Source organism: Streptomyces sp. NPDC048270 (assembly GCF_040652335.1).
GTDB lineage: Bacteria > Actinomycetota > Actinomycetes > Streptomycetales > Streptomycetaceae > Streptomyces.
In genome coordinates, this window is record NZ_JBEZLV010000025.1 from 17,498 (window position 1) to 29,862 (window position 12,365).

A 12,365-nucleotide genomic window follows, 5' to 3' on the forward strand; every position below is an offset into this window, starting at 1 on the left:
ACCCCGGCCCGCTCGGGGCCAGCGACACGCGCCTCAGACGGCGGCGTCGGCCTTGTCGGTGCGCTCGGCCCTGCCGGTGGGCTCCGCCGCGCCGCTCCCGGTACGGTCCGCCTCCGCCGGCCGGACCGGTGCGGCCCCGGCCACGGTGGCGCCTGCGCCGCGCAGGCCGAACCGGCTGATCACGGCGACCAGCGCGAAGGCGGCGGCGCCGATCCCGAAGGTGAGGGTGAAGCCCGACTCGGCGGGCAGCGGGGGGACGCCCGGCGGCAGGTGCTCGATGGTGCGGGAGGCCAGGATCGTGGTCACGATGGCACTGCCGATCGCGCTGCCCGTGGAGCGGGAGATCGAGTTGATGCCGTTGGCGATGCCGCTCTGGTGGTGCGGGACGCTGGACATGATGACGGCCGGCATGGCCGCGTAGCCGAAGCTGACGGCCGCACCGACGACCAGGCCGGCGCCGATCACCGAGGCGGTGTGCTGGTGGTCCAGGGCGAGCCAGGTGAAGCCGACGGCGCCGAGCACGGCGGCGAGGCCCAGGGCCACGCGCGGCCCGCGGTGCCGGACGAGCTGGCCGCCGATGGGTGAGGCGAGCAGCGAGACGATGGCACCGGGCAGCAGGAACTGCACGGAGGCGCGCAGGATCGACGCGTCGAAGCCGTAGCCGGTGAGGGCCTCGGGCATCTGGACGAGGTAGGAGACGCCGAGGAAGTTCGCGAACATGCCGAAGCCGACGAGGATGCCGGCCAGGTTGGCCATGAGTACCGGGCGGTGGACGAACATCCGCATGTCGACGAGCGGCTCGTCGACCTTGCGCTCCACCAGGACCCATACGGCGGCCATGACGGCCGCGCCCGCGAAGCTGCCCAGTGTGCGGGCGGAGGCCCAGCCCCACTCGTGCCCCTGGGAGATCGGGAGCAGGAGCAGCAGCAGCGCGATGCCGAGGGTCAGGGCGCCCAGGAAGTCGGTGCGGCCGCCGGTCTTGTGGCGGGTCGCGGGGACCAGGAGGACCACGGCGAGCAGCGCGATGACCGCGAAGCCGGTCGCCATCCAGAACGCGTTGCGGTAGTCCGCGTCGACGCCGGAGGTGAGCAGCCCGGTGGCGACGAGCGCCAGCCCGCTGCCGAACGCGAGCGTGCCGCTGACCAGCGCCATCGCACCGGGCAGCTTCTGCGGGCGGACCTCCTCGCGCAGGACGGAGAGGGCCAGCGGGAAGATCGCGGTGGCGGCGCCCTGGAGCACCCGGCCCAGGATCAGCAGCGGCAGCGAGGTCGCCAGCGCGGCGATCACGGAGCCGGCGACCATCACGCCGAGCACGGCCACCAGGGTCGGCTTCTTGCCGTGCTGGTCGCCGAAGCGGCCCAGCAGCGGGGTGAAGACGGCCGCGGACAGCAGGGTGGCGGTGGTCACCCAGCTCACGTTGGCGGTCGAGGTGCCGAGGTCGGTGCGGATCAGGCCGAGGATCGGGACCGGCAGGGTCTGCATCATCGACACGACCATGGCGGCGAGGCTCAGGGCGAAGACGATGACCGTCTCGTTCCGTCGCCCGGTGGCCGTCGCGGCGGCGGGGGAGGGGGTGCTCATGGCTGACAGGACCTTCTTCGGGCGTTAGAGCTTTAGGACGCAGATGTTTGATGTCATCAAGTAACTCGGTCGACGGTAGACGCGGATAGTTAAGGGGGTCAAGTAAACAATTGATAATGTCAACCATTCTGGGTAGGCTCGAGCCATGTCTGGTAAGAGCGGCACCGCCCCGCACGCAGCCCCCGCCAAGCTCCAGCTGCTGGAGCTGCTCGCCGCCATCGGCACGGCCCAGTGGCGCGACTTCGCGGCGGCCGCCGCCCATCACGGCCTCACGTCCACGCAGGCCAGGGTCCTCGCGCAGCTCGACGGCCCGGTGCCGATGCGGGGCCTCGCCAAGCTGCTGGTCTGCGACGCGTCGAACGTGACCGGCATCGTCGACCGCCTGGAGGCCCGCGAGCTGGTGCGGCGCGAGCCGGACCCCGCCGACCGCCGCGTCAAGAACGTCGTGGCCACGGACGCGGGGCGGGAGGTCATCCGTCGCGTCCGGGAGGAGATGCAGGCGACCCACGGGGCGCTCGACACCCTCGACGAGGCCGAAAGCGCCACGCTCTATGCGCTGTTGGAGCGCCTGTGCCCCACCATGGAGCAGGACGCCTGAAGTAACCTCGACCCGTGAGCACCCTTCAGACGATCAACGACGTGTCCGTGCTGGTGTACGAGGCCGAGGGCGAGGTCATCGCCGGCGAACGCGAGGCCCTCGACTGCATCGGGGATGCCGGCTACCAGGGTGCCCGGTGGGCCGTCATCCCCGTAGAGCGGTTCGACGAGTCCTTCTTCCAGCTGAGCACGCGCGTCGCCGGCGCGATCATCCAGAAGTTCGTCCAGTACCGCGTCGGGATCGTCGTCCTCGGCGACATCTCCCGCCACACGCAGGCCAGTCCGCCGCTGCGCGACTTCGTCCGCGAGTGCAACCGCGGCACGCAGACGTGGTTCCTCGCCGACGCCGCGGAGCTGCACGAGCGGCTGGCCGGGTCGGCGGCGTGAGCGCGGCCGGCGGGCTGCGCGTCCTGCGTGCGGCCGACCGTGCCGCCACCGCCTGGAAGAACGGCGGGGGAGTCACCCGCGAGATCGCCGCACGGCCCGAGGGGGCCGGTACGGGTGACTTCGCCTGGCGGGTGAGCCTCGCCGAGGTCGCCGCCGACGGACCGTTCTCCGCCTTTCCCGGCGTCGAGCGCACCCTCACCCTCGCCGAGGGCGCGGGCATGGAGCTCAGCGTGGCGGGCGCGCACCGCCTCGTGGACGAGCGGTTCGCGCCGCAGGACTTCGCCGGGGACGAGCCGACGGACTGCCGCCTCCTCGACGGCCCGGTGGTCAACTTCAACGTGATGTACCGGCGGGGCGCCGCACGGGTGGACACCGCGGTCGTACGGGGCCGCCTCACCCTCGACGCCCCGGCGGGGCAGACCCTCCTGGTCGTCGCCCTGTCGGGCCCGGTGGCCCTCGAACCGCCCGAGGGCCCGGCCGTCACCCTGTCCCGGTACGACGCGGCCCTGGTGGAGGGCCCCTGCACCACCCTCGTGCGAACCCCCGGCCCCACGGCCCTGGTCCGCTTCCACTGACCCCGCCCCCCTGTCTTCAGGGGCCGGCGCGCTGTGCCTCGTGCGGGTCCGGGGTCGGGTGGCGGCCGGGTCGGGGGGTGGCGGGGCGGCCGAGGAGGATGCCCGTCAGGGTCAGGGCCAGGCCGCACAGCTGCTGGAGGGTGAGGGTCTCGTCCGCGAGGGCCGTGCCCAGCAGGACGCCCGTCACCGGATTGAGCAGGCCCAGCAGGCCGACCGTGCCGGCGGGCAGGTGCCGCAGGCCCGCGAACCAGGCGGCGAAGGCGAGGGCGGTCGCCACCAGGGTGACGTAGCCGAACCCCAGCAGGGCCGGTCCGTCGAGCGCGGGCGGAGCCCCCTCCACGGCCGCCGCGAGGGGCAGCAGGACCAGGCCGCCGCCCAGCAGCTGCCAGCAGGTGGAGGCGAGGACGTCCGACCCCGCGCTCCACCGCTTCGCGAGGACGTAGCCCAGCGAGGACATGGCCATGGCGGCGACCGAGGCGAGCACCCCGAGGGCGTCGGGCGCCGCGCCCCCGGTGAACAGCATGAGGGACACGCCCGCGACCCCGGCGGTCGCGCCCGCCAGGTGCCCGGGCCCCGGCCGCTCGGCGAGCACCGCCCAGGCGATGAGCATCATGGCCAGTGGAGCGGTCGCCATGACCGTCGAGGCCACGCTGGTCGGGAGCCGCTGCGCGGCGAGGTACACCAGCGCGAAGAACCCGCCCATGTTGAGGACGCCGAGCAGCAGGGACTTCCACCACCAGGACCCGCTCGGCATCTTCCGGCAGACGGCCAGGAGCAGCAGTCCCGCGGGCAGCGCGCGGATCACCCCGCCGTACAGGGGGTGCCCGGCGGGCAGGAACTCCCGTGTGACGAAGTAGGTCGTCCCCCAGGCCACCGGCGCGATGGCCGTGACGAGGGACCAGCGCAGGTTGGCTTCCATGGAAGGTATTATATCTTCCATGGAAGCCATGGACCACGTCGCCCGCATCCAGGCCGAATGGGCCCGCGAACGCCCCGATGTCGACGTCGCCCCCCAGGGGGTGATCGGCCGCCTGCACCGCCTCGGCCTGCTCCTGACGGAGCGCCTCTGCCTCGTCTACGCCCGGTACGGGCTCAGCGAGGGGGAGTTCGACGTCCTGGCCGCGCTGCGGCGGGCGGGCGAGCCCTTCGAACGGGCCCCCGGCGAGCTCGCCGTGCACACGATGGTGACGACCGGCGCCATGACCAAGCGGGTCGACCGGCTGGAACGGGCCGGGCTGGTCACCAGGCGGCGCTCGGCCGCCGACGGCCGCGGCCGCGTGGTCGCGCTGACCCCGGCGGGCCGGGACCTGATCGACCGGGCGTTCACCGAGCACATGCGCAACGAGCGGAGCCTCCTGGAGGGCCTCACCGCCCGGGAGGCCGCCCAACTGGAGGGGCTCCTGGCCGCCTGGCTGGCACAGATCGAGCCGCCGGCCGGTCCGTGAGGCTCAACGCAGGCCCAGCTTCACCCACTTCGCCGTGCTGGGGACGCCCTTCGCGTCGAGCAGGAACAGCATGTAGTACCCGGGCGGCGCGTCGGCGGCCGTCGGCGGGGTCCGCAGCCCGATCGCGGTGCCCCGTACGCCGGTGATCCGGAGCTCCAGGTGGCGCTGGCTGGTGTTCACCGAGTGGGTGACGGTGGAGGGCGCCAGCAGCACGGCCCGCGCCACGTCCTTCGCGGTGGAGCTCGACACCTCGAAGGCCCTGTCGTGGCCGAGCTCGCCCGCCGGGACCCGGTCGAGGGCCGGCCGCGGCCCGCGGTGCAGGTAGGCGGGCTCGTACAGCTCGATGCTGCCGTCCATCCCGTCCTTCATGTCGGGGTCGTTGGCGATCTGCTGGAGCTCGTCCCCGGTGACCATCATCCGCCCGTCCGGCAGGATCAGGGCGTTGGAGTGGTAGCCGCGGGGCAGTCGCTGGGCCGGACCGAGCCGCCAGCGGCCGCGCGCGTCGCGCAGCTCGATCTGCCGGTACTTCAGGTCGGCCTTCGGATTGAACGGCCCGTGGCCGTAATCCCGGGTGTCGAGCGCTCCGTTGACCGTCAGCAGCGAGCCGTCCGGCAGGATCAGCGTGTCGTCCTGCGTGCGCCCGAAGGCGCGCGGCTCCTCGACGGTCCACCGGCCTGCGGACAGCCGGTAGGTGTGCGGGTCGCGCGGATCGCCGCCGAGCACCAGGACGGAGTCCGGCCCCCGGAACCCCGCCGGGAGCGGCACGGCGGAGCCGTAGCCGCGGAAGTCGGCCGGCCGCCGGGGCAGGTCGGTGCGCACCTCCTTGACCGGGTCGAACAGCCATTGCTGGTCGGCGTCCCGGCCCAGCCCGTAGATCATCCCGTCCCGCAGCGAGAACAGGTGCGGGTAGTCGTTGCGGAAGGGCGCGTCCGACCGCAGCCGCTGCGAGGCGAAGTCCACCGGGATGTCGAAGCTCCGCCAGGGCACCGGGTGGCGCAGCGAGGGGAAGCGCTCGGCCACCGGGGTGGGGGTGCCGGTGCCGCGCTCGGACTGGCCGGACATGATGATCTGCCGGCCGTCCGCGCCGGTGACGACCGAGGGGTACCAGCGGCCCGCGGACATGTCCCGGTTGCGGTACCAGTGCTCGGTCCAGGGGTCGAACACGAAGGAGAGCTTGGCGCCGCTGCCGCCCTTGCCGCCGACGTTGCCGCCGAAGACGCCGACCATGCCGTTGGGGAGGTAGGCGTGCCCGGCGCAGAAGAACGGCGCGGGGCGCGGGGCGTAGCTGCCGTCGGGCATCAGCACCACGGGCGGCGCCACCTTCTTGAAGGCCCGCGGGCCGGTCCCCCCGGCCGGATCCCAGAGGTAGGCGCGGCCCGCGTTGGTCCGGCCGACCGTGTTGGTGGGCCCCGTCTCCTTGGTGGGGTCCTCCTCCGTGCGCTCGAAGGAGAACAGCAGCACCTTGCCGGTCGGCAGCTGGGCCACGTGCACGCCGAAGTCGGGGGAGGGGAAGAACTCGGTGAACCGGCCGAACCGGGCCGCGTCGAAGCGCGCGTTGGCCTTGCCCTGGGAGTCCCCGAGCGCGGTCAGGCTCGCCGTGCGCTTCGTCTGCGGGTAGCCCTGGGTGCCCCTGGCCGCCTCGCGCAGGCGGGCGTGGACCCGGGCGTGGTCCCCGCCGATCACGGAGGCCTCCGCCGCCTCCGCACCCGCTGCCGACTCCGCCGCCTCCGAGGCCGCGGCCGCCCCGCCCCGCTCGACGGGCCCGGGCCGCGGGGCCGGGGACATCGCCGTGAGCGCCAGGGCGGAGGCGATCACCCAGGCGGACACGGCGGCGGAGCGGGACGCGCGGGACATGGGGCTCCTCGGGATCTCCGGTTGATTCGCCAGATATTAGGAGGAACCAGATGAATCATGTCGATACGACGCGAGGCGGAGCCGTTCGGCCCATCGATGCCGCCTGAAGAATCGTTTCCTCGGTGAACCGCTGCGGCCATGGAGGTGAGACCGCGTACCCGTAGGCCATCGGCTACCGCCGTGCGCGGCTATCCATGTCGACGTGATCAAGTCGCTTCGTACCGGATTCACCGCAGCCGCCGTGACCGCAGCTCTCGTCACGCTCAGCCCTTCGGCCGGCGCCTCCCCCTCGGCCGGGGCCTCCCCCTCGGCACCCTCCGACCAGGTGACCGTGGACGTCGCCAGCGTCAACGGATCGGGCTGCCGTCCAGGCAGCGCCGCCGTCGCCGTGGCGCCGGACAACTCGGCCTTCACCGTCACCTACAGCGAGTACCTGGCCCAGGCCGGCGGCGGAGCCCCCGCCGTCGAGGGCCGCAAGAACTGCCTCCTGTCCCTCGTGGTCCACGTCCCGCAGGGCTTCACGTACGCCGTGGCCCAGGTGGACTACCGGGGCTTCGGCAGCCTCCAGCCGGGGGCGGTCGGCACGCAGAAGGCGAGCTACTACTTCCAGGGCATGAGCCAGACCGCCCAGCGCACCCACAAGTTCAACGGCGCGCTCGAGGACAACTGGCAGGCCACCGACACCACGGGCGTCGAGGCGCTGGTCTTCGCACCCTGCGGCGAACAGCGCAACTTCAACATCAACACCGAGCTGCGCGCCGAGGTCGGAACCTCCGACCCGTCACGGACCAGTTTCATGGCCCTCGACTCGACGGACGGCAGCATCAACAGCGTGTACCACTTCTCCTGGAAGCAGTGCCCGGGACGCTGACGGGCAGTGAGCCGGATGCCGGGGCCGCCGCACGGCGGCCCCGGCATCCGGCGTCGCGCGTCACGGACGCGGCCTCAGGCCGACGCGCGGCGGACCAGCTCGGTGGAGGTGATCACCGGGCCGGGCGCGGGCCGTCCTCCCCGGCCCCCGCTCCCCAGCGTCTCCAGGAGCAGCCCCGCCATCATGTGCCCCATCCCCTCGATGTCCTGGCGCACAGTGGTCAGCGGCGGATCGGCGGTCTCCGCCACCAGCTCGGCGTCGTCGAAGCCGACCACCGCCACGTCCCCGGGCACCGTGCGGCCGCGCTCGCGCAGCACCTTCAGCGCACCCGTCGCCATCAGGTCGTTCGCCGCGAACACGGCGTCGATCCCGGGCCGACGGTCCAGCAGTTCGGCCATCGCCCGGGCGCCGCCCGCCACCGTGAAGTCCCCCTCGGCGACGAGCTCGGGATCGGCCTGCGGCAGTACGTCGCGGTAGCCGCTCAGCCGGTCGGCCGCCGATGTCTGGTCGAGCGGGCCGGCGATGTGCGCGATCCGCTGCCGGCCCCCGGTGAGCAGGTACCGTACGGCCTCGCGCCCTCCCGCCCGGTTGTCCGCGTCCACGTACGCCACCTCGCCGTCGGGCTCGCCGGATTCCCCGGGGCCGGCGGTCCAGCCGGGCCGGCCGCCGTACACCGTGGGCATGCCGAGGCGCCGGACGATCGCGGGCAGCGGATCGTCGGTGTGCAGCGAGAAGGCGAGCGCGCCGTCGACGTGGCCGCCCGCCAGGTAGCGCTCGATCCGGTCGTAGTCGCCGCGGTCCTCCACCAGGAGGAGCACCAACTGCGTGTCGTTCGCCGTCAGTTCCCTGCTGATGCCGCGCACCTGCCGGGAGAAGAAGGGGTCGGAGAATATCCGGATCTCCGGCTCCGGGATGATGACCGCCACCGCGCCGGTCCGCCGGGTGACCAGGGCCCGGGCCGCGGGATTGGGCACGTAGCCCAGGTCGCGGATGGCCACCTGGACCTTCTCCACCAGGTGCGCGCGAACCCCGTCGCCGCCGTTGACGACGCGGGACGCGGTGGCCCGGGACACCCCGGCACGCGCCGCGACCGCCTCCAGGGTGGGGCGGTCCACGGGTCGCTGTTCCGGCACGGGCGCTCCTCCTGGGTGTCCTCGGGCGCTGGCGTCGCCCGTGCAGCAGGGTAACCCGTACCGCCGGTAGGCCCGCGGCCCGCCCGGCGGTACGGATCATTACCAGCCGATGCCGAGCGTCAGCCCGGTCGGCGGGGCCGAGTTGCCGAGGATCTGTACGGAGGACTGGTCGTTGATGTCGTCGTAGGGGAAGCCGTAGGCCCGCCCGCCGAGGCCGACGGTGTGGAAGAAGCCGGCGTAGTCGTTCTTCGCCGTCCCGGAGTAGTACGCCGCCGGGTGGTACCAGGCGGTGGTGTCGAGGGCGACGCCCCGGTTGAACGCGGCGCAGAACTCCGCTCCGAGCTGCTTCTCGGTGTCGTTGCCCGAGGCCATCGCGCCGGAGCAGGCCATGACGTCGGGCGAGGTCGGCTTGTGCAGGGTGAAGGTGCCCGAGCCGTTCTTGCTGAAGGTGAGGGTGGAGCCGGCGACCCGCCCGGAGAAGGTCTCGCCGAGGCGGTTCAGGGTGAACGGGTGGGCGGTGTAGTGCGCCCAGGCCTCGTCGATGGCGGCGGCCAGGTGGTCCTGGCGGGCTCCGCCGGGCTGGAACAGGCCGGAGGAACGGGGCGCCACGATCCGGTGGTCGCCCTGCAGCGGCCTGAACGCGGGGCCGACGGAGGCCGCGTACCGCCGCATCACCTCGGCGCGGCCGGCCGTGATGCCCTGGGTGTCGTCGTAGCCGCTGGAGGCCTGGCGCAGCCGCGAGGTGATCGGGAAGCCGAACTGGTCGACCTGGGTGGTGTTCCCGCCGAAGGGCACCTGTCCGTGCACGTAGGTGTACTCGTACCAGTCGTAGTACACGTCGCTGTTGGGGTCGTCGGGGTTGCGCGGATCGGGGCCGCCCCAGCCCTGGTCGTCGGGTGAGACCGGGATGAACACCGGGGAGCCGAGCGAGAGGTAGATCCGGCCGCCGCGGATCGCGGGCGGTGCGGGCACGGTGCCGCCCACCTCGGCCAGGGTGAAGGACATGTCGGGGTAGTTGACGCCCCGTTTGACGAGGTGGCCGGGGGCGTCGGCGTCCAGGTGGCTGATGCGGGCCATGGTGCCGTCGGGCTTCATGTACGACCACTGGCCCGGCGTCACCTGGCCGAGGAGCGTGACGTGGACCTGTGAATCGGCGTACGCGCCACGGGTGTTGTTCTGGAAGGTGATGGGGAAGCTGCCCGTGCCGCCGCCGCCACCGCCGCCTCCACCGCCGCCTCCGCCGTCCCCGGTCCCGGCGACGGTGTGGGTGAAGCGGGGGGTGTCGTGGAGCGGGCCGCCCTTCTCGTACGTGAACCAGTACGGCAGGGCGGAGCCGGGGGCGAGGCCGGTGACGGTCCGCTCCCAGGTGCCGGCGTTGTCCGTCATCCGGAGGTTCTGCCGGCCGATGTCCCCGCCCGGCAGGTAGTGGACGTCCACCAGGGCGGCCGGGACGGCGGGCCGCAACCAGATCCGGACCGCGCTCGGGCCCAGGGCCGTGACGCCCTGCGTGTAGTCCGCCGCCGCGGCGGAGGCGGCTCCGGCGGCTGCCGGGGTCAGGGCGGGGGAACCCGCCAGGGCGAGCAGGAGTGCCAGCAGGAGCAGCGGGATCCGCCGCGCCATGGGGGTGTTCATGAGCGCTCTCCTCGGTCCGGGCCGGTCAGTGGCCGAAGTCGAACCAGTTGAGGTTCACGAAGTCGGCGCTCTGGCCGCTGGTGAAGGTCAGGTACACGTCGTGGGTGCCCGTGACCGCGCTGATGTTCGCCGGCACCGTCCGCCAGCTCTGCCAGCCGCCGGTGTTCGCCACCGAGAAGCTGCCCACCGGCGCCGCGGTGCGGCTGTCGAGCCGTACCTCGACGAGGCCGCTGACGCCTCCCGCGGCTCCGGAGGCGACGCGTCCGCGGAACTGCCGCGCGGCCGCCGGGCCGAAGTCGACGCCCTTGTAGACGGCCCAGTCGCCGTTGGCCAGGGTGGTGAGGTCCTGGCCGCCGCCGGTGTCCGCGGTGGTCTCCTTCGCGACGCCCGCCTGGGAGTCGTAGGACTCGGCCTGAACCGTGGCGTACGCGTCGCGGTTGCCGGCCGGCGGGGTGGTCGGGGGAGTCGTGGGCGGTGTGGTGGGCGGTGTGGTGGGCGGGGTGGTGGCGCCGGTCGAGCGGAGGACGGACACGTAGTCCACGACCATGGGGTGGCCGGGCTCGGTCGCGGCGTCGGGACCGCCGCCGAAAGCCGCCGGGAACTCGCCGCCCATCGCGACGTTCAGGATGATGAAGTAGCCGTGGTTCGTGGCGTTGGTCCAGGTGGCGGCGTCCACCTGGTCGGCCCGCACCGTGTGGAAGCCGATCCCGTCGACGGAGAAGCGCACCTGCTCGACCGCGGTCGAGCGGTCCCACTCGGCGGCGTAGGTGTGGAAGCCGCCCTGACAGCTGGTACCGGGGCAGACGCGCTGCCCGCCGATGCCGGACTTCTCGTTGCAGGGGCCGCCCGGGCTGGTGCCGCAGTGCATGGTCGCCCAGACCTGGTTGATGCCCTGCACGTTCTCCAGGATGTCGATCTCGCCGACGGCGGGCCAGTTCCACCAGTTGCCGCGGTACGGGGCGCCGAGCATCCAGAACGCCGGCCAGTAGCCCTTGGCCGCGGGGCCCGTGACGTTCGGCATCTGGATGCGGGCCTCGGCGCGCAGGATGCCGCCCGCCGGGGGCTGGAAGTCCGAACGCCGGGTCTCCACCCGTCCGGAGGTCCAGTTGCCGGCCGCGTCCCGCCGTGGGGTGATGCGCAGGTTGCCGGCCCCGTCGAGGGAGACGTTGGCGGGGTCCGCGGTCATCGTCTCGATCTCGCCGGTGCCGAACTGCGCGGGCCCGCCGGGGTAGCTCGTGCCGGTGGTGTACTGCCAGTCGGCCGTGTTCAGGCCGGAGCCGGCCGGGCCGTCGAAGTCGTCCAGGAACACCTGTGACCAGCCGGCCGGGGCGGGGGGCGCGGTGGCGCCGGCGGGCAGGACGACGGCCACCGAGGCGGAAGCGGCCACCGCGATCGTGCTGAGCACGGCTAAGACGGCCCGCCGGACGGCCGGCCGCTTCCGGTCGGAAGCCTGACGCGGGGGATGCGCAGGAGGCAGGAGATGTACGCGACGTGCGAGACGTATGGGATGAACGGGACGCATGGGTGCCCCTCTCTGGAGCGCCGCGGGGCGCGGTGACGGGGGAAGCCGGGAGAAGTGCCGGGCCGGGAGCGCCGTTTCGAGAGCGGTTTTGAGAGCGCTCTCAAGCGACGCCGCTCGACACTGTGCTCCCCCGCCGGTTGGGGCGTCAAGACATCGAACCGGGAAAGGGCCCCGGGCCCGGCGGAGTTCAGACGTTGAACGCGGTCGGCGCGGCCGGCGGCCGCGCCGACGGGTCCCACCCGTACGGCCCAATCCGCCGCGGCTCAGCCGGGCGGGCCGAGGACCTCGCGCGCACCGGGCAGGTCGTGGACGGCCGCGGCCGTCCCGGTCAGCGGCAACAGCCCGGAAAGCGGGCACTGCACGGGCATCTCGTGGTCGACCTCCCACTCGCCGACGGCCGCGGCGCGGCTCTTGCGGCCGCCGCCGGCATCGGTGGTGCACACGGCGTACAGCCGTCCGGCGCAGCCCCGGCAGAGCAGGGCGTCGTGGCCGGTCACGGCCCGCCCGCCGGCGCCGCGGCGGCCGCGGGCCCGTCCGCTCGGCGGGCCCGGCCGCCCAACGTGCCGGGTCCGCCGAGCGCTTGTAGCGTCGGTCGCGTCAGGAGTCCTGGTGACCCGACAGGAGTCCGCCGGCCGGTGCGCCACCGCGCGAGACGCGCAGTGCGCAGACGATACGGATCACGCCCGAGAGGCGCGCCGAGCCGCCCGAGCGCATCCCGCGCCGGTACCGGGACGGCCCGTCCGACAGGCCGTCGCGGGGCGTGCGCAC

The 12,365-nt window shown here is 73.4% G+C and carries 12 protein-coding genes; 5 read left to right on the forward strand and 7 right to left on the reverse strand.

The window, feature by feature from the left end; genetic code table 11:
- Positions 1-33: 33 nt before the first annotated feature.
- Complete coding sequence (locus AB0D66_RS22340; protein WP_362306139.1) at positions 34-1,581, reverse strand: MFS transporter; 1,548 nt, start codon at positions 1,579-1,581, stop codon at positions 34-36.
- 145 nt (positions 1,582-1,726) lie between these two features.
- Here AB0D66_RS22340 and AB0D66_RS22345 point away from each other — a divergent pair, with 145 nt between their 5' ends.
- Genes AB0D66_RS22345 through AB0D66_RS22355 form a run of 3 tightly spaced genes read left to right on the forward strand, consistent with a single transcriptional unit; the run spans position 1,727 to position 3,140 of the window.
- Positions 1,727-2,179 carry a MarR family transcriptional regulator gene (locus AB0D66_RS22345; RefSeq protein ID WP_362306141.1) on the forward strand — a complete coding sequence of 151 codons (453 nt, stop codon included), beginning with the start codon at positions 1,727-1,729 and terminating at the stop codon, positions 2,177-2,179.
- Positions 2,180-2,193: 14 nt separating this feature from the next.
- Positions 2,194-2,565, forward strand: coding sequence for a DUF4180 domain-containing protein (locus AB0D66_RS22350; protein ID WP_362306143.1), 372 nt, complete (start codon positions 2,194-2,196; stop codon positions 2,563-2,565).
- Entirely contained in the window at positions 2,562-3,140 is a 579-nt protein-coding gene (locus AB0D66_RS22355) for a HutD family protein (protein WP_362306145.1), read from the forward strand. The genes AB0D66_RS22350 and AB0D66_RS22355 overlap by 4 nt, the downstream gene beginning before the upstream one ends.
- 16 nt (positions 3,141-3,156) lie before the next feature.
- On the opposite strand, the gene AB0D66_RS22360 is transcribed toward AB0D66_RS22355, so the two are convergent.
- The gene (locus AB0D66_RS22360; protein WP_362306147.1) at positions 3,157-4,059 is read right to left on the reverse strand and encodes an EamA family transporter; all 903 of its coding nucleotides are present in this window, start codon (positions 4,057-4,059) and stop codon (positions 3,157-3,159) included.
- A 19-nt stretch (positions 4,060-4,078) separates the two neighbouring features.
- Between AB0D66_RS22360 and AB0D66_RS22365 the strand changes: the two genes are divergently transcribed.
- Positions 4,079-4,585 carry a MarR family transcriptional regulator gene (locus AB0D66_RS22365; protein WP_362306149.1) on the forward strand — a complete coding sequence of 169 codons (507 nt, stop codon included), beginning with the start codon at positions 4,079-4,081 and terminating at the stop codon, positions 4,583-4,585.
- 3 nt (positions 4,586-4,588) lie between these two features.
- Here the strand turns inward: AB0D66_RS22365 and AB0D66_RS22370 are convergent, their stop codons facing one another.
- Positions 4,589-6,439, reverse strand: a complete 1,851-nt coding sequence (locus AB0D66_RS22370; protein ID WP_362306152.1) for a galactose oxidase-like domain-containing protein — start codon at positions 6,437-6,439, stop codon at positions 4,589-4,591.
- A gap of 202 nt (positions 6,440-6,641) precedes the next feature.
- On the opposite strand from AB0D66_RS22370, the gene AB0D66_RS22375 reads away from it, so the two are divergent.
- Positions 6,642-7,310: a DUF4360 domain-containing protein gene (locus AB0D66_RS22375; RefSeq protein ID WP_362306155.1), complete on the forward strand. Its 669-nt coding sequence runs from the start codon at positions 6,642-6,644 to the stop codon at positions 7,308-7,310.
- 74 nt (positions 7,311-7,384) lie between these two features.
- On the opposite strand, the gene AB0D66_RS22380 is transcribed toward AB0D66_RS22375, so the two are convergent.
- The 4 genes from AB0D66_RS22380 to AB0D66_RS22395 form a co-directional block, all read right to left on the reverse strand.
- Complete coding sequence (locus AB0D66_RS22380) at positions 7,385-8,443, reverse strand: LacI family DNA-binding transcriptional regulator (protein ID WP_362306157.1); 1,059 nt, start codon at positions 8,441-8,443, stop codon at positions 7,385-7,387.
- A gap of 99 nt (positions 8,444-8,542) precedes the next feature.
- Positions 8,543-10,075, reverse strand: a complete 1,533-nt coding sequence (locus AB0D66_RS22385; RefSeq protein ID WP_362306160.1) for a glycoside hydrolase family 64 protein — start codon at positions 10,073-10,075, stop codon at positions 8,543-8,545.
- 25 nt (positions 10,076-10,100) lie between these two features.
- A complete protein-coding gene (locus tag AB0D66_RS22390; RefSeq protein WP_362306163.1) occupies positions 10,101-11,480 on the reverse strand; it encodes a glycoside hydrolase family 16 protein in 1,380 nt (459 codons plus the stop codon).
- A 380-nt stretch (positions 11,481-11,860) separates the two neighbouring features.
- A complete protein-coding gene (locus AB0D66_RS22395) occupies positions 11,861-12,094 on the reverse strand; it encodes a hypothetical protein (RefSeq protein WP_362306166.1) in 234 nt (77 codons plus the stop codon).
- Positions 12,095-12,365: the final 271 nt, after the last annotated feature.